Here is a 17,024-nt window from a genome sequence, read left to right on the forward strand (position 1 = left end):
GCGTGGTGTTCGCGTAATTGCTTAGTGAGGTCAGTACTAAGTAGTAGCTAATTTTTTAATGTATGCGGCGAGCTCCAATTAATGCCATTGATGCTTGATTTCCTGCCACTGGTCGTCTGAAAGCCACTTATCTGCCGCCGGAAAGAAAATATTCTCCTCGGCGTCCATGTGATCGTAATATTTTTTGATGAAGTCATCGATAGTGTCAGTAATTACTCTCGTTTCCTTAGTGGTATCCCCCAACATCTTCAACTGCCCAGCAATGCGCTCAAATGCCTGATGATCTCGCTCGATATCCTTGACCCGTTGGTGGATCGGCGCCTCAGTCTCTAGCAAGGCCAGCCGAATAAGTTCTTCATTTTCATGGTGGTGTCGCTCTGCATCACCATGCAAGGCTTCCAGCATCGTGAACAACAGCTTGCAGTCATCAGTTTCATCGGGTTCATGTCTGATTTTCCTCAGCAACTCTTTGATCTGAGTAATTTTTATAGCCACTTCGTGATGATAGGTCAGAAGCTCTTTCAACAAAACGTTCATGTCAAATCCTCGTTGCGATACCAGTAGTTCGCAAGGGTATCTACACATTTAAATTTCAATAATTTCAATATCTTATTAAGCATGCTCATTAGCACTATTTAATCTTTTTAGTATAGGTGAGCGCAAAGCCCTCGCGGCAGTAAATTTGCCACCCTTGGAAAAAATTGAAATATCAAGTGTATGTTATATGCACTATTGATCTGCCGGATGTCCTCCAGCGAAAAAGGAAGGAAAAGCAGCGCCAAAATCGACAACCGCTAGGTGGAAAATCAATTCCGGAGAAAAGCAGAAAGGGGAGGGGTTGAGCGTCTTAGTACGAGTAAATAAATCCGTCCCTCAGGGGCGGATTTATTTTGCGTATGAAATAGATCTGTCCAATTTTTACCATCCAAAAGATGGTTTATCTTACCTTTTTTTGCATTCCTCAAGCTCGTTTTGGTTTTTCAATGTCGTAGTCACACCTAACCGATATGTACAGTACTGGATGACCAACTGTCGCTCCGTGTCACTTAGCTCACTCAATTTTTTGTCATCTGATTCGTACGCGAAAATATTTTCAAACTTAATCTGAAATGTCGGATATTTCTTGATGAAAAATACTTTTTCCGGGTAGGAGTCTTCCATCCTTTCGTAAAAGCCGATGTAGAGGAAGGCGACGAGTATGGTCGGAACAATGATAAGTAGAAATTTCATGATGCGGGTGGTCGTAACAGTTTGGTTTTAATTCGAAGGTTTCTCACCAGCTCCATCCCAATGTTGCCGGGACAAATCTTTCCTTCCCCGGCTTGCATGGGAAATTCCCGGTGTCCACCCAAAGTCGTCACCCTGAAAACGCTGGTCAGGGCTTGAATTAAGTTCAGTAGGGTGTCGATTTGTATGGCTGGGATTTTCTGGTCCATATTGCCGTTGATGGCTTCAAGAGCCTGACGGGCAAGGGCAACCACATCGCCACCTTCATCGGCGGTTGTCAAATTTTCTAGCAAAACGATGCCAATTACGCCCGTGTTGTAATTATGTACGCTTGAGCCTTTGAACCGGATGTCGCGTCCTTCGAATACTTTACCCATACAATCGATGCCGTAGTGATAACCGATGTCATCGAACTTGGCCTGGTGCTCGCTCTGAATCGCACGCATCTGTCCTGCGCCGGCACCACAGCCGACACTTCTACCGGCATGGTGAAGTGCGATCATCGAGTAGTCCCAGTCATCGACCATTTCGCCTTTTGCTTTATGCGCTCCCCAAGATGATCGTTCTATAAACTCACCATTTTTGCGGACGAGTCTGAGGATCGCTTCTCTGGTAGCAGCTCTATCGTTGACGGTGATGGTAGTGGGCGCCGCTGGTTCTTTGGGTTTGACTTCGGTTGCTTTTGCTTCAGTCGTAAATTGTTCAGCCATATTTGATCAGTCCGTGAGTTCGTTAAGCGTCCGAGCTGGAGAGGTAAAGTCAATGCTCACAGAAATAGTGGCATCTTTGATGGGGGTTTTGACGTGCGCGATTCCTGCGCTATCGGTAATGCCAATGATCTTTTCACCGTTAACGGTGGCAGTGAAACTTCTTCCGGCTAAAGGTTGACCGGTTTCGCTATCGACGATGCTGAAGCTGTGTCCGTAGGTTTTTTGCAGTAAAAGTGGGAGTGGGGGCGTGAACGGTGCTGGTGTATGCGAATCACCGATGATCACCGTGCCCGAGCCACCAATCACGACGTCGCCATGGGCGCCGACAGTGCCGACCAGTGCGGCGTTTTTGCCATTGATGAAGACCGTTGCTGCTACGGCCGAGGCCAAAACACTGCCACAGGTGCAGGCATCGCCTTTGGTCGCGGCTGCAAGACCGTCGAAGAACACGTCGGGAGAACCAGAGGCGATGGCTTTTGGGCCGTGCCCAGGCATGGGGCAACTGGTGGGGTCGGTGATACGTGCGGCGGGCTTTGCCATGTTTGACTTCCTGTCAACGAATTTACCGGGGGCGACTGTATCAGAGTTGCTTTGAAAGGTGGCTAAGGCGCGAGGAGCTCACGCTCCCCACGCCGATGTGCAGCATTAATTACTCAGACAGCTCAACCTTATCCAACGCCTGATTCACCGCCAGTTCCCCCAACATAACCACTTGCGCAATACCCAGCAGAGTTTTGCGCTGGGTCCCCTCCAGCAGTGCAGCAAAATCATTGAGCATAACTGTGGCCGAGCCCAATGATTCGCAGGCGTTGGCCAGCAGGGATTCGGTGTTGTACTTCGGGTTGGCGAGGAACATGCGCTCGGGTTCGTTGGACGTGGCCATGATCTGACCGGCCGGTTTGAGATAGTGGTCGAGGGCGCGTTCAGCGGCGGCGTTGAGTTTTTTTGAGTCGAGTGATTCGTAAGGGGATGTCGGGTCTGTGACCGGCGGGTTGGGTGTGGCCTTGAACATGGTGAAACTCCTGATTATTCATTAGGAGCTACCAGCATCACTTGCAGATGATGGGTGGCAGCTATGCGCGGGTCTGCAAGACCGGGAAACCAGGAACCCGGCAGACCCGAAGGTCTCCCGCACAAAGCCGCCATTGAGCGGACACAAACGAGTGTCCTACGGTAGGGCTATGCGACTGGTATTCCGGCGGGCTTGCAGACCCGATCACTGATGAGCAGTGACGGGAATCAAGTTACCGGCGGGAGCGCCAGGCGCACAGCCGGCGGATTCTGGCGCAGTCGTAGGCAACGACGCAAGGCGTTGTAGCCTTGGTGAAGTAACGGTGAGTGTCTTTAAACGCTCATCTAAACAGGTGGGTCGCTTCAGAGAAAACAAGGATGCTGAACCAACGCTGTCGCTCAGTAATGTTTCATCAAGTTGGGTAGGCTCGCGGCATAGGATGACCACCTAAGACCGTGCTGCCTTACCTCCAGCCCACAGGAAACAACAAGATGATCTCGAACCTCTTCAAAGCCATGCTGATCACCGGTGCTTTGCTCTTGAGCGCCTGTTCGGGTGTGAGCACCAGTTCCTGCTTTTCAGAAGGCTGCCAACAATTCGATGGTCATAACCCCAACAAGGTGAACTTTGGTGGGAGCGCGATCGGCAACAGCTTTAATGAGTACAGCTCGGGCTTGCTGCACGACTAATGCATGACGCAACGGCTGGGGTGCTTTCGCCGTTGCGTGATTTGCCTGATGAACCGCATGTTCTGACTTTACGACTGCTGCGCAGCCGGACGCAGCCTCGCAGGCTCGACAGCTGCTACGGTCGAACGCAGGCTGCGCCAGCTGCTATGTATGGACTAACGGGCTATTTAGCCTCTGGCACCGCGATCCACTGACCGAGGATTTTCTGGTAATTCCCTGTCACCTTGGCCAGGTGCAGCCACTGATCGACATACATCTTCCAGCTGATGTCATCCCGTGGCAGCAGATATGCCTTCTCGCCGTACTGCATGTATTGCGTCGGGTTGACCGCGCACAACCCCGGTTTGAGTTTCTGCTGATACAACGCTTCCGAGGCGTCGGTAATCATCACGTCAGCCTTCTTGTCCAGCAGCTGCTGGAAGATGGTGACGTTGTCGTGCAGCTGCAATTGCGCCTTGGGCAGGAAGGCGTGGACGAAGGCTTCGTTGGTGCCGCCGGCGGGTTCGACCAAGCGAACCGAAGGCTGGTTGATTTGTTCGAGGGTCTGGTATTTCGCCTGATCTTCGCAGCGCACCAGAGGGATTTTGCCGTCGACGTCCAGGGTGGTGCTGAAGAAGGCTTTTTTCTGGCGTTCCAGGGTGACGGAGATGCCGCCGACGCCGATGTCGCATTTGCCCGCGAGCATGTCGGGCATCAGGGTTTTCCAAGTGGTCTGGACCCACTCGACCTTCGCGCCCAGGCTGTCGGCCAGCGAGCGGGCCATGGCGATGTCGATGCCCGAGTATTCGCCGTCTTCACCTTTGAAGGTATAGGGTTTGTAGTCGCCTGTGGTGCAAACGCGCAGTAGGCCTTGTTGCAGGACGGTGTCCAGGTGCGAAGGGCTTTGCTCTGCCTGAGCGCCGCAGGATAGAGCCAGCAGGCCACAGAGCAGCATTGTGCTTTTTATGATTTTCATTGTTATCGGGCTTTTGTGACAGAGTGGGGTTCAAGCGGAAGCAGTGTAGTGAAAGCGCTTCTCGGCTGTCATCTACTGTCCCAATACCCCATTCACTCCAGCGCATGATACGTGTCAGGCAAGGCCCGACACGTATCCCTCTACATGAGTTGTTTATGCACAAGCCACGGACTTCGAACTCTTAAGATGCGCTTCAATCGAGTTGCTAGCCGAGTGCACTCTTACTCCCTTGAGTTTATCGAGTGGCGGGTCTTTCCAAAGTTTTGATGCGTCGATGGGAAGGATGACCTGTATAGCAGCCCCTTGGGGCGGATCAGCAACAAAATCGAAGTCCTGAATGCCGTCTGGTGGGAACTGAATGTAAACCCGCGGCTCCAGTCTCGGGTTTGTCCATCCACCAGAATTCACCAGGCCAATTGCCGATATGTGTAGCTGCGGTGGGTTTGATTTAAGTATCTTTAAGTCGACATCCACCACTTTCATTACTTCAGCCATTTTCGAACTCCTTTCGATAATTGCGCCGCTTTTTTCACCTTGGCGCTTGGGTGTTGAACCCTCTGGCTTGAAATCTAGTGTGGTTAAACGCTAGTAAAGGCCCCTCACCCTGTCCACTGACTGCTCTGGCCGGTCATCGGATGCTTTCATTTCCCTACTGGGCACCCATTTCCGGGCTCAGCGTTCCGAGCCAAGCCACCAATCCCACGATCAACACCGCCGCCGCCAATTCCACCACCACGCTGCGCCGCAACGCATTGGCGGCGACCGTGTATTGCCCGTCCCGCAACGACCGCTCCAGAAACGGCCCGAGGTGAAACCGGTTCAACGCGGCGAGCACCAGCATGCCGGCAAACAGCACCACTTTGACGAACAGCAGAATCCCGTAAGTGCTGAGAAACACCTCGTCCAGCTTCGGCCCAACGATGAACAGATAATTCACGACTCCCGTCGCGGTGATGACCACGACGATGGCCGCGCCAATCGCCTCAAACCGATTGACCGCGCGGGCCAGCAACCTGAGGCGCGCTTCGGTTTGCAGGGCGTTGATCTTCGCCATCAACGCAAACGCCAGCAACGCGCCAAGCCAAGCCCCCGCCGCCAGCAGGTGCAGAATGTCCGCCGTGAAATGCCAAAAGCGACGATTGCCTTCATCCATCGCCCCATGTCCGCTCCAGGCCAGGCTGGCGAGGGCAACAGCACCGGCAAAAGCCGCGACCCATAAACTGAAACCAGATGCACGGAGCATCACCGCTAAGCCAGCGATCACCAGCGCAACAATGCGAATCCCCCAAGCCAAGCCGACATCCGTCTCAAACAGCATCATCTCGATGTGCGGGCGTAGCTCGGCGAAGTCCGTTTCACCGCTCATGGCACTTGTCATCATCACCATGCTGGCGACGGACAACACCGCGCCCAGCAGCGCCGTCCCCGCCAACATCGACCGAAACGGCAGCACCGCCCCAGACACCCGTTCCTGCCCTTTAAGGCTATACAAGCCAAAAAGTGCTACCCCGAACAACAGCATCAAATCCATATACAACGCAAACCGCAGGGCAATGCCGACCGAGTCGCTCATCAATCACTTCACTTTGAACGTAACGTTGCCGGTGATCGGGTGAGTGTCCGAAGACACGGCGCGCCATTCGACTTTGTAGCTGCCGGTGGGCAGGGGCGAGAGCGGGGTGATGACCATGGTTTTCGGGTCGCTGCCGCCGGAGACTTTGGCTTTCATCGGCATGGGGGAATGGGCCATGCCGGGCATTTCGGTCATGACCAGTTTGGCGCCGGAGAATTGGGTCATGAGGTTTTCGGAGAAGTGCAGCTCGATGTTGCTCGGTGCTGCGCCGTCCGCGCCTTCGGTTGGGTTGGAGGAGAGCAGTTTCGGGTGGGCTTGAGCCAGTGCGCTCATGAGCAGCCCGGTGGAAAGTGCGATGGCGACAGCGGTGGTTTTGATGGTGCGCATGCAAGGCCTCTTACCGCTTTAAGCGGTTGGTTTTTAGGTTTTTGAGTTGAAATGTTTAGAACCACAGCCGAACGCCGACGACCAGTCGGGCTTCGCTGCGGTCCTCGCCTTCGTCCCTGGCGTAATCGGCGGTTTTGCCGTAGGTGCGGTTCCAGGTCACGCCGATGTAGGGCGCGAATTCCCGGCGGATTTCATAGCGCAGGCGCAGCCCGGCTTCGGTGCTGGAAAGTCCGGAGCCGATGCCCCGTTGTGGGTCGTTTTTGCCGTAGACGTTAAGCTCGGCGGTCGGCTGCAGAATCAGCCGATTGGTGAGCAGGATGTCGTAGTCACCTTCCAGTCGTGCAGCGGTCTGGCCGCCTTCGCCGATGAATGCGGTGGCCTCGGTTTCGAAGTTGTACAGGGCCATGCCTTGCACGCCGAGCGCGGCCCAGGTTTGCGGGGCGCCGGGTTTGAAATCCTGGCGCACGCCGGTCACCACGTCCCACCATGGGCTGATCGCGTGGCCCCAGAGGGCCTGGACTTCGGCATCTTCGGTTTTGCCATTGACGCGTTCGCCTTCGGAGCGCAACCACAGGCGATCAACGTCGCCGCCGATCCAGCCAGACAGATCCCACGCCAATGCGCTGCCGTTATCGGCGTCCTGCCATTCGAGTTTGTCGGCGAGGAAGTAATAGTTGAGCGCACTGTCGTGCATGTCATGGCCGGCGGGGCTGACGAAAACGGCGGCACGGTCGGCGTCGGTCAATGCCGGGATCGGCGTGCGGCTTTGGGTCGGTGCGGCGGGCTGCATTTGCCCGTAATCCTCGCTCTGCATCTGGCTGTGATCCATGCCCGGCATCTGGCTATGGTCCATGCCCTGCATGTTGTCGGTGGCGGCCATGGCCGAAGAGAGCGTCAGGCCCACGGTAACGAGGGCCAAAGAGATCGGAGTGAGTCTGGTCATGGGTAGCGCCTTATTCTTCCACGCGAACTTCACGGAACATGCCCATTTCCATGTGGTACAGGAGATGGCAGTGGTAGGCCCAGCGGCCGAGCGCATCGGCGGTGACCCGATAGCTGCGCTTCGATCCCGGCGGCACATCAATGGTGTGTTTGCGCACCATGAACTGGCCGTTCTCGTCTTCGAGGTCGCTCCACATACCGTGCAAATGAATGGGGTGAGTCATCATCGTGTCGTTGACCAGCACCACTCGAACCCGCTCGCCGTACTTGAGTCGCACGGGTTCGGCATCAGAGAACTTCACGCCGTTGAACGACCAGGCGAACTTCTCCATGTGGCCGGTCAGGTGTAGTTCGATGGTGCGGCCGGGCTCGCGGCCGTCCGGGTCTTCGAAGGTGCTGCGCAGGTCGGAGTAGGTCAGCACACGGCGGCCGTTGTTGCGCAGGCCGATGCCCGGGTCGTCGAGTTTTGGCGTGGTGCTCATGGCTTGCATGTCCACCAGCGGGTTGTCTTTTTCCGTGTCGGGATGGGATTGCATCCCGGCCATCCCGGCCATGCCACCCATGGCCATGCTGCTGTGATCCATTCCGGCCATGCTGTCCATGCCCTGCATGTCGCCGCCGTCCATGCCCTGCATGTCACCACCGTTCATACCTTGCATGTCACCGTGGTCCATCCCCGCCATGTCACCGCCCATGCTGCCGTGATCCATGCCGCCCATGCCCATGTCATCCATGGTCACCAGCGGTCGCGGATCCAGCGCTGGAATCGGCGCCGACAACCCGGCCTTCACCGCCAGGGTGCCTCGCGCATAACCCGTTCGATCCATCGACTGGGCGAACAGGGTGTAGGCGTCCTGGGTCGGCTCGACAATCACATCGAACGTCTCCGCTACCGCGATGCGGAACTCGTCGACGCTCACCGGTTTGACGTGTTGGCCATCCGCCGCGACCACGGTCATTTTCAAACCCGGGATGCGCACGTCGAAGTAGGTCATGGACGAGCCGTTGATAAAACGCAGGCGCAGCTTTTCGCCGGGACGGAACAGGCCGGTCCAGTTCATGTTCGGCGCCTGGCCGTTCATCAAGTAGGTGTAAGTGGCGCCGCTGACGTCGGCCAGATCGGTGGGGTTCATCTTCATCTCGGCCCACATCTTGCGATCGGCCACCGTGGAGCCCCAGCCTTTCTCGCTGACGTCGTGGATGAAATCGCCCACGGTGCGTTTGTTGTAGTTGTAGTAGTCCGATTGTTTCTTGAGTTTTTTCATCAGGCCGACGGCGTCTTCGTCGGTCCAGTCGGTGAGCATCACCACGTAGTCGCGGTCGTACTGGAACGGCTCCGGCTCCTTGGCGTCGATCACCAACGGCCCGTAAACCCCGGACTGTTCCTGAAAGCCCGAATGGCTGTGGTACCAGTAAGTGCCGTTCTGCCGGACCTTGAACTGGTAGACGTACATGCCATCCGGTTCGATCCCGTGAAAACTCAGGCCCGGCACGCCGTCCATGTTGGCCGGCAGCAAAATGCCGTGCCAGTGAATGGACGTGCTGTCCTTGAGTTTGTTTTTCACCCGCAGCGTGACGGTGTCGCCTTCACGCCAGCGCAGTAGGGGGCCGGGAATGCCGCCGTTGATGGTCATCGCGGTTCGAGGGTTGCCGGTGATGTTGACCGGGGATTCGCCAATGAACAGGTCGAAGTCGGTACCGGCCAGCACATTCGGTTGGCCGGGGCTGGTGACCGCCCATACTGGCGTGCGCCACAGCCCGAGGCCAGCGAGCACCCCGCCAGCGGCCAGGCCCTTCACGAAGGTGCGTCTTGAGGTGTTGGAATGCATGCCGTTTTATCCCGTCCGTCAGCCTGATGAAGCCCTCAGGTCCATCCTGAGCGGAAGGAAGAGAACTCAATGGGGAGGAGGCTAACGGGCGGTGCCTTTCAGCAGGCTGAGGCCAAGATTACAGTTTTGACAGTTTCACGCGGTGTTCAAGGACTGCTATTGGACCTGGACGAATCCGCCACGGTGGCGTTACCGCAATTGATATACGAAGAAGACTTCAACCAACGCTGATCCGGGTAGTAAGAAAATAACAACTGCCCATCCTTCATCGAGTCGATCAGCCGATGTGCAATCGCAGGCCTCACCGCCGGGCAGCCGAGACTTCTGCCAATCCGGCCATTGGCCCGCGCCAGGGCAGGGCTGACGTAAGGCGCGCCATGAATGACGATCGCCCGTTCGAAGGCGTTGTCGTTAAAACCCGGTTCCAGACCTTCCATGCGCAGGGAATAACCGTTCTGCCCGACATAGCTGGATTGGGTGCGGTACAAACCCAGGCTGGTGGCGTAGCTGGCATTCTGATTGGAGAATTGGCTGGCCATGTTCTCGCCACTGTTGCGACCGTGGGCGACCAGTTCATGGAACAACAATTTGCGTTGTTTAAGGTCGAAAACCCAAAGACGTTGTACGGTCGAGGGCAGGGAATAATCGATCACTGCGAGTCTCTGCGCCGGGGACGTGCCTTGGGCCCGGCTGCATTGGGAGGCGCGAACGGCCAGGGCAATGACTTTGGCGTTGGCATCGGGGGCCGCTTTGACCAAGGCAGCTTCAAGTGAATCGGCGTAGGCTGCCGGTAATGTAAAAAAAGCAGTCAGCAGCAGGGCCGTCATTAAGCAGCCAAAGCGGTGTGGGGCCATATGCAAGTCTCATCTGAATATTTCGAGTCTAGCAGCGCGCACGACGCTAGCCGGTTGAAAACGGGAGATTAAGGATTATCCATGGCGCAGTTAACAAGGTTATTCGTCATAAGCCGCATATTTTTTATGGGCTTTCTGATAAGCGGCACGGCGATCGCGCAAACTTCGCCGATTGAGCCGCTATCTCCCGTAAGTACTGTGGCTGAAGCGGCACCCGGCGATTATGTCGGCCAGGCGATTCAGGCGGAGTTGGCGCCATTGAGTTCGGCGTTTCCGCCGCTGCTCACCTCGCCGCGTCATCAACGGGTCGATGTGAACCGAGTCGTGCTGGATTTTTATAGCCATCGTGGCTATCGCGCCGCCTGGACGGACGATGACGATGTCGCCCTGTTGTTGAAAAGCTTGGGTGATACCCAGGCCGATGGCCTGAACCCCGCGGATTTCCGGATCGCCGAGTTGGCCGAGGCCCGCACGTTGATGCAGACAACCACCCCAACCCCCGGGCAACGGGCAGCCTTTGATATCTCCGCCACCCGGACGTTCATCACGGCGCTGCTGCAGTTGCGGCGCGGCAAGGTCGACCCTTCGCGGTTGGACATCCACTGGAACTTCGATCCCGCTGGCGTCGATCCTCGGGAGGACGTCAATAAGTTTTTTGCCGCCCTCGACAGCCATGACATTGCGCGCGCCTTCGCCCAGGCGCCGCCCCAAGAAGCGGTTTACGGCACGTTGCGCCATGGCCTGGCGCAACTGCGCAAGGTTCGTGATCGGGGTGGCTGGCCAAAGATCCCGGAAGGGCAGACGCTCAGGCCCGGCATGGACGACGCCTCGGTCGCTCTATTGCGTACGCGTTTGGCGGCGGGCGGTTATCTCGCCGCGCAAGGGACTGCTCGCACCGACTACGACGACGCCGTCACTGCGGCGGTGAAGAAGTTTCAGACCGAGCAATACCTTGGGGCGGACGGCGTAGCGGGGCCGGCGACACTCGCGGAGCTGAATGTACCGGTCGAGGCGCGAATCGATCAGGTGCGGGTGAACATGGAGCGGGCGCGATGGCTGCTGTACAAGCTTCAGGGCACCTTCGTCGTGGTCGATATTGCCGGGTATAAAGTCGCGTTCTATCGCGATGGCAAACCGATCTGGCGCTCACGGGTGCAGGTCGGTAAGCCGTTTCGCAGCACGCCGATTTTTCAATCCGCGATCACCTACGTCACGTTCAACCCCACCTGGACCGTGCCACCGACGATTCTGCTCAAGGACATGCTGCCGAAGATTCGCGACAATCCTGGTTACCTTGAGGCAAGCCGGATTCGGGTGATCGATCGAGATGGCAATGTGCTTGATCCGTCCACTGTCGATTGGGACAACCCGCGCGGCCTTACCTTACGGCAGGATGCGGGGTCGGATAACTCGCTGGGGCAGGTGGTGATTCGTTTTCCCAATGAGTATTCGATTTATCTGCACGACACGCCGCATCGAGAGTTGTTCGCGAAATCCAATCGCGCGACCAGCTCCGGCTGTATTCGGGTAGAAAACCCGCTGCAATTGGTGGAGCTGTTGTTCAACGATCCGGTTCACTGGAACAGCGAAGGGATTCAAAAACAGTTAGCCAACGGCAAGACAGAGAACATCAGGCTCCCGGTAAAAGTGCCGGTGCTGTTGGCCTACTGGACGGTGGACCTGAGTCTTGATGGACGCGTGACATTCAAGCCCGATGTATATGGATACGATTCCCCGGTATTGCGGGCGTTGAATCGGACTTCGGAGCCGCCGGCGCTGGACGGGAGGCGAGCGGCGCCTCCCTCGGTAGCGGCGGAGCAGAGCAATTTGTAGGCCTTAAAGCCCCAAGCCTTCCTGCACGGCCAGCAGCAAATTGTGTTCCGTCAGCGCGATCGCATCCGGTTGTTGTCCGGATTGTTCGCTCGCCTGGAGCCACCACTGCGTCTCGCCGTGTTCGTTCACGGTTCGTAACAAGGCGAGTTCCTTGCCTGTCGAGTGGATTTCGATCCGCCCGGCACCGTCGACGGTGAAGCGCGCGACGGGGTCGAAGGTGATGCCGTGGTGGTTGCCTTCGATCAGCAGTTGGTCGATGGCATAATCGTAAGTCGCACCGTCCGGCGCACTCTCGAACACATGGGTGGAATTGCGTCGCAGCTTCAGGCCCACCTCGATCAGTGGTTGCAGCCAGGCTTCGATCTGGTGATACAGCTCGTAGACCTGGGCGGGCCAGCTGTCGATGGCTTGATCGGCGATGGTCGCGTCGGCACTGGTTTGCCGGGATTGTTTAAGCTTCGCGGCGAGCTCGTCTACCTTACTCATTTCGATTTCCTGTCGTGATGTCAGTTAATCGTAGCTCCTTCAAGGTCATGTGGTTTTGCCTTGCGTCATGGAATTAAAACACAACCATTTATCCCTCAATCCTCTGTTTATCCCGCACAACCCCGTAGACTACGCTCAAAAAAATAGGGGCTTTGGGCCGTTGCCCATGTCTTACCCTTCCAGGACTCACTTTTGCCTATCCCCATTCACGATCCGCAGCACGCGTCCGGCGGTGCCTTGAAGCGACTGCCTTTGCTCAAGGCCGCGGTGCTGTTCATTGCGGCGGTATGCCTTTGTCTCTGTGGGCTGCTTTACCTGCAACTGGAGCAGTCGCGTCGGCACGACCTCGCGTTGGCCGAGGTGTCGTCGTCGAACCTGACCCGGGCCATGGCGCAGCAGGCCGAAGACACGTTCATGAAGGCCGATCTGGTACTGACCAGTCTGGTGGACTGGATTCAGGCTGAAGGTTTCGACGCTGCCCAGACGCCACGCCTGCAGAAAACCTTCGCCCGGCGGGTGCAGGCGCTGCATCAGTTGCACGGGATATTTCTGTTCGACAGGCAGGGGCAATGGGCCGTGACGTCGTTCGAGGATCTACCCCGCGGGGCTGGTGTGGCGGATCGCGAGTATTTCAGGTTTCACCAGCAAAACATCTCAACCCTGGCGCACATCGGCCCGGCAATTCGTAGTCGGGAAAATGGCGAGTGGATCATTCCGGTTTCCAGGCGGATAAACGATCAGGGCGGTCATTTCCAGGGTGTGTTGCTGGCCGGGATCAAGATGTCGTACTTCGATCAGTTCTTCAAAAGCTTCAGCCTCGACGACAACGGCGCGATGTTTTTGGCATTGACCGATGGAACACTGCTGGCGCGGCGGCCGTTTGTGGAATCGCAGATCGGTACGTCATTGGCTAAGGGCGAGATTTTTCAGAAACTCTTGCCCAACGCCACGTCCGGCAACGCCATGATCGACTCGGTGGTCGATGGCATCCCTCGGCTGTATGGCTACCGTCAGCTCGATGCCTATCCGGTGGTGGTCGCGGCGGCATCCTCCAAAGACGCCGTCCTCAAGGACTGGTACGACACGGCGATTCAATCCGGTGTGATCGTCGCTCTGGTTGTCCTCGGCGTGGGGTTGTTCGGTTGGGTGTTTATTCATCAGGTTCGCGCGGGCGAGCGCATCGAGGCGGATTTGCGCGAGGCGCAGAAAACCCTGGAGCTGATCGCCACCCACGACAGCCTGACCGGGTTGGCCAACCGCCGCTTGTTCGAACGGGCGCTGGAGAAAGAGTTCGGGCGCGGTGCCCGGCGGTCGAGCTCGCTGGGGCTGATTATGCTCGATATCGATTACTTCAAGCGCTACAACGACACTTACGGTCATGTGGCCGGGGACCATTGCCTGGCCGAAGTGGCGCGGGCCCTGAAGAGTTGCTGCCACCGCAAAGCCGATCTGGCGGTGCGCTACGGCGGTGAAGAGTTCGCGGTGTTGCTACCGGACACCGACATTCATGGCGCGCTGACGATCGCCGAGCAAATCCGCCGCAGCGTCATGGACAAAAACATCACCCACAGCGGTTCGCCCACGGGCTATCTGACGGTCAGTCTTGGCTGTTATTCGTTTGTGCCGACGGCGCACGACAGCACCGAAATGTTGATCAAGCGCGCGGATGCGGCGCTGTACCAGGCCAAGCACTCAGGGCGAAATCGCTCGGCGGTGTTGTCGATGGAAGGGGGCGTCGAGGCGCTGATGCGCTCGGATCGATGACGCTTTCCACCATGGCTGGGGGGTAAAACGATGCACACTGCTACAGTCCAGGAGCGATGATCAGGCATGCCTGCTATGGTCAGTGCAGAGAGCCTGGCTGTCACACCTGACCGACCGGGCCCACCGGTCTCATTCCGATCGGGCAATCGATTGACAGGATCAAGTGCATGGATTTGTCTGCCGTTACCACCGCTGCACCTGCACGCCATACCCCGATTACCCGCAACCTGATGTTGGTGGTCGGTCTGTTGTTTGTGGTTGGGGTGCTGATCGCGCTGATCGCCCTGTTCAGTATTGCCGGGCGGCTCGATGCCGAGGACCTGGCCAAAACCACGTTTTATACCCAGCGCGCGCTGGAAAACCGCATTACCGCCACGAAAAACTACATCGCCAGTTATGCCGACTGGACGTCGGCCTACGATCACCTGAACGGCGAGGTCGATGTGCAGTGGGCCTACGTCGAGCAGAACATGGGTAAAACCCTGTTCACCATGGACCACTACGAGGGTGTTTTCGTGGTCGATGTTCAGCGAACAAAATACGCCGTGGTGCGTGGGCTTCAGGTGCAGGACGAGGCGGCGGCCTATCTGTCGACCTCGATGGCGACGATCATTGACGAGGTTCAGGGTCAGGAGAACCTCATCAAACCCGTCAGCCACTACACCTTGTTCGAGGGCAAACCCGCGCTGCTGTCGGCCGCCGCGATTGTGCCCAATGACGAACGCCCGGCGGTCGATCCCAAAAGCACTTCGGTGCTTATATACGTCGACCAACTGAACCCTGAAAAGCTCAGCACCTTGAGCGTCGATTACGGTTTGCACGACTTGAGCCTGACGCCCGACAACGTCATCGCTCCCGGTCAGCCCGCTATTGCCCTTGCTGGTACCGGTTACAGTCTGGTCTCCCGGCTCGAGCGGCCGGGTCATCAATTGCTCTGGTCGCTGCTGCCGCCACTGGGCGGGGCGCTGTTGGTTCTGGCGTTGTTGACCGCTTACTTCTTTCGCTATGTCCTGCGCACGTCCGGGCATGTGGATGCCAGTTACACCAGCCTCGATTTGTCGAACCAGGCGTTGGAGGCCAGTGAAGAGCGTTTTCGTGCGGTAGCCGAGGCCGCGTCCGACTGGATCTGGGAAATCGACGATCAGCATTGCATCACTTATCTGTCGGGACGCTTCAGCACCGTCACCGGGTTCTCCGATCAGCAGTGGCTGGGACAGAACATCGGGCAATTGCTCCATTGCGATACGACGCCGTTGTCGCTGTGGCTGAACAAACTCGATGAAGAGCAAGCCGTCAGCCATTTGCGCTGTTCCTACCGCGATCAATCGGGGCAACAGCGGGTCTGCCGGGTGTCGGCGCGGCCGATCCAGCGCAAGGGCGCGGTGCTGGGCTATCGCGGAACGGCCAGCGACATCACCGACGAAGTTGCCGCCCATGCGCAGATCCAGCATCTGTCATTGCACGACGCCCTGACTGGCCTGCCGAACCGCAACAAATTGGCGCGTTTTCTCGATGAGGCGCTGGCACTGAAAGAGCAGTCGACGGCGCTGACGTTGTTGATGATCGACCTGGATAACTTCAAGCCGATCAACGACTCCCTCGGCCACCCGGCCGGCGATGCGGTATTGCTGGAAGTCGCCACCCGTTTGCGCGAGTGCACACGAGACATTGACCTGGTCGCCCGATTGGGCGGCGACGAGTTCGTGCTGGTGCTCCATGGCATGGACAGCCACGCGGAAATCGACCGGTTTTGCGAGCACTTGCTCGATAGCCTGCATCAGCCGATTCACTACGACCATCACTCGCTGCACATTGGCGCGAGCATCGGTATCGCCTTGAGTCGGCGCCAGGGGCACATTCCGCAGGAGCTGATTCGGTGTGCCGATATCGCGTTGTATCAGGCCAAATCCGATGGCAAGAAGACCTGGTGCTATTTTGCCGCACACATGAACGATCAGATCCAGCATCGCCGGCAACTGGAAACCGACCTGCGTCGGGCGATCAAGAACAACGAATTCGTGATGCATTACCAGCCGCGTTATCACGTCGATGGCAAGCGCATCGTCTCGGTCGAAGCGCTGCTGCGCTGGCAGCATCCAGTGCAAGGCTTGTTGAGCCCCGACGCGTTTATCCCGCTGGCCGAGCAGACCGATCTGATCGTGCCCTTGGGCCGCTGGGTGCTGCGCGAGGCGTGCGAGACGGCTCTGACCTGGCCCGGTGCGATGATGGTGTCGGTCAACCTGTCGCCGGTTCAATTCGCCCGTAGCGATGTGATCGAGGACGTGCGCGAAGCGTTGATCCAGACCCGCTTGCCTGCCAGTCGGCTGGAGCTGGAGATCACTGAAAACGTGATGCTCATCGACGTCGATGGCGCCTTGGCGACCATGAATGCACTCAAGGAGTTGGGCGTGCGCCTGAACATGGACGACTTCGGCACCGGTTATTCTTCGCTGGGTTACTTGCGCACGTATCCTTTCGACGGGATCAAGATCGACAAGCGCTTCATTTCGTCCATGGGCAGCGGCAGCAACGATCGCGCCGTGGTGCAGGCGATCATCAACCTGGGCAAGGCGATGGGCCTGACCGTGACTGCCGAGGGTGTCGAGACGCTGGAGCAACTGGACTTCCTGATCCTGGATCAGTGCCATGAAGTGCAGGGGTTTTACCTCAGTCGCCCGGTAGACAGGTATGCACTGCTGCCGTTGCTCAAGGCCTCGCAGGAAGACTTTGCGCAGCAGGGCGCGCACCTTTAGTCGCCTGTTT

General features: G+C 57.4%; 16 protein-coding genes. 4 read left to right on the forward strand and 12 right to left on the reverse strand.

The genetic code is table 11. The features are described 5' to 3' along the window. Positions 1-78: 78 nt before the first annotated feature. The 4 genes from ACEN9A_RS09440 to ACEN9A_RS09455 all read right to left on the reverse strand — a co-directional run bounded on the left by ACEN9A_RS09440 (position 79) and on the right by ACEN9A_RS09455 (position 2,949). On the reverse strand, positions 79-537 hold the full coding sequence (locus tag ACEN9A_RS09440; RefSeq protein WP_258673234.1) for a hemerythrin domain-containing protein: 459 nt from the start codon (positions 535-537) through the stop codon (positions 79-81). Between the two features lie 689 nt (positions 538-1,226). Beyond that, the gene (locus ACEN9A_RS09445; protein ID WP_019649364.1) at positions 1,227-1,937 is read right to left on the reverse strand and encodes a peptidoglycan recognition protein family protein; all 711 of its coding nucleotides are present in this window, start codon (positions 1,935-1,937) and stop codon (positions 1,227-1,229) included. A gap of 6 nt (positions 1,938-1,943) precedes the next feature. After that, complete coding sequence (locus tag ACEN9A_RS09450) at positions 1,944-2,477, reverse strand: PAAR domain-containing protein (RefSeq protein ID WP_019649363.1); 534 nt, start codon at positions 2,475-2,477, stop codon at positions 1,944-1,946. 109 nt (positions 2,478-2,586) lie between these two features. After that, positions 2,587-2,949 carry a DUF6124 family protein gene (locus ACEN9A_RS09455; protein WP_019649362.1) on the reverse strand — a complete coding sequence of 121 codons (363 nt, stop codon included), beginning with the start codon at positions 2,947-2,949 and terminating at the stop codon, positions 2,587-2,589. 491 nt (positions 2,950-3,440) lie between these two features. Here ACEN9A_RS09455 and ACEN9A_RS09460 point away from each other — a divergent pair, with 491 nt between their 5' ends. Then, positions 3,441-3,638 carry a hypothetical protein gene (locus ACEN9A_RS09460; RefSeq protein WP_019582096.1) on the forward strand — a complete coding sequence of 66 codons (198 nt, stop codon included), beginning with the start codon at positions 3,441-3,443 and terminating at the stop codon, positions 3,636-3,638. A gap of 163 nt (positions 3,639-3,801) precedes the next feature. On the opposite strand, the gene ACEN9A_RS09465 is transcribed toward ACEN9A_RS09460, so the two are convergent. The 7 genes from ACEN9A_RS09465 to ACEN9A_RS09495 all read right to left on the reverse strand — a co-directional run bounded on the left by ACEN9A_RS09465 (position 3,802) and on the right by ACEN9A_RS09495 (position 10,178). Continuing rightward, complete coding sequence (locus ACEN9A_RS09465) at positions 3,802-4,593, reverse strand: transporter substrate-binding domain-containing protein (protein WP_258673241.1); 792 nt, start codon at positions 4,591-4,593, stop codon at positions 3,802-3,804. A 153-nt stretch (positions 4,594-4,746) separates the two neighbouring features. Then, a complete protein-coding gene (locus ACEN9A_RS09470) occupies positions 4,747-5,088 on the reverse strand; it encodes a hypothetical protein (RefSeq protein WP_258673242.1) in 342 nt (113 codons plus the stop codon). A 154-nt stretch (positions 5,089-5,242) separates the two neighbouring features. Beyond that, complete coding sequence (copD, locus tag ACEN9A_RS09475; RefSeq protein ID WP_258673245.1) at positions 5,243-6,166, reverse strand: copper homeostasis membrane protein CopD; 924 nt, start codon at positions 6,164-6,166, stop codon at positions 5,243-5,245. Positions 6,167-6,169: 3 nt separating this feature from the next. Continuing rightward, a complete protein-coding gene (gene copC / locus ACEN9A_RS09480; protein ID WP_258673246.1) occupies positions 6,170-6,553 on the reverse strand; it encodes a copper homeostasis periplasmic binding protein CopC in 384 nt (127 codons plus the stop codon). 55 nt (positions 6,554-6,608) lie between these two features. Beyond that, positions 6,609-7,496 carry a copper resistance protein B gene (locus ACEN9A_RS09485; protein ID WP_258673248.1) on the reverse strand — a complete coding sequence of 296 codons (888 nt, stop codon included), beginning with the start codon at positions 7,494-7,496 and terminating at the stop codon, positions 6,609-6,611. Between the two features lie 10 nt (positions 7,497-7,506). After that, entirely contained in the window at positions 7,507-9,324 is a 1,818-nt protein-coding gene (locus ACEN9A_RS09490) for a copper resistance system multicopper oxidase (protein ID WP_258673249.1), read from the reverse strand. A 146-nt stretch (positions 9,325-9,470) separates the two neighbouring features. Beyond that, positions 9,471-10,178 carry a murein L,D-transpeptidase catalytic domain family protein gene (locus ACEN9A_RS09495; RefSeq protein WP_258673251.1) on the reverse strand — a complete coding sequence of 236 codons (708 nt, stop codon included), beginning with the start codon at positions 10,176-10,178 and terminating at the stop codon, positions 9,471-9,473. An 81-nt stretch (positions 10,179-10,259) separates the two neighbouring features. Between ACEN9A_RS09495 and ACEN9A_RS09500 the strand changes: the two genes are divergently transcribed. Beyond that, complete coding sequence (locus ACEN9A_RS09500; protein ID WP_258673253.1) at positions 10,260-12,011, forward strand: L,D-transpeptidase family protein; 1,752 nt, start codon at positions 10,260-10,262, stop codon at positions 12,009-12,011. Between the two features lie 3 nt (positions 12,012-12,014). Here ACEN9A_RS09500 and ACEN9A_RS09505 read toward each other — a convergent pair whose 3' ends face one another. Next, complete coding sequence (locus tag ACEN9A_RS09505; protein ID WP_018928117.1) at positions 12,015-12,497, reverse strand: hypothetical protein; 483 nt, start codon at positions 12,495-12,497, stop codon at positions 12,015-12,017. Positions 12,498-12,689: 192 nt separating this feature from the next. Between ACEN9A_RS09505 and ACEN9A_RS09510 the strand changes: the two genes are divergently transcribed. After that, on the forward strand, positions 12,690-14,261 hold the full coding sequence (locus ACEN9A_RS09510) for a sensor domain-containing diguanylate cyclase (RefSeq protein WP_413388421.1): 1,572 nt from the start codon (positions 12,690-12,692) through the stop codon (positions 14,259-14,261). A gap of 167 nt (positions 14,262-14,428) precedes the next feature. Continuing rightward, a complete protein-coding gene (locus ACEN9A_RS09515) occupies positions 14,429-17,014 on the forward strand; it encodes a bifunctional diguanylate cyclase/phosphodiesterase (protein WP_258673255.1) in 2,586 nt (861 codons plus the stop codon). Positions 17,015-17,024: the final 10 nt, after the last annotated feature.

This window comes from Pseudomonas sp. Pseusp18 (assembly GCF_059506005.1).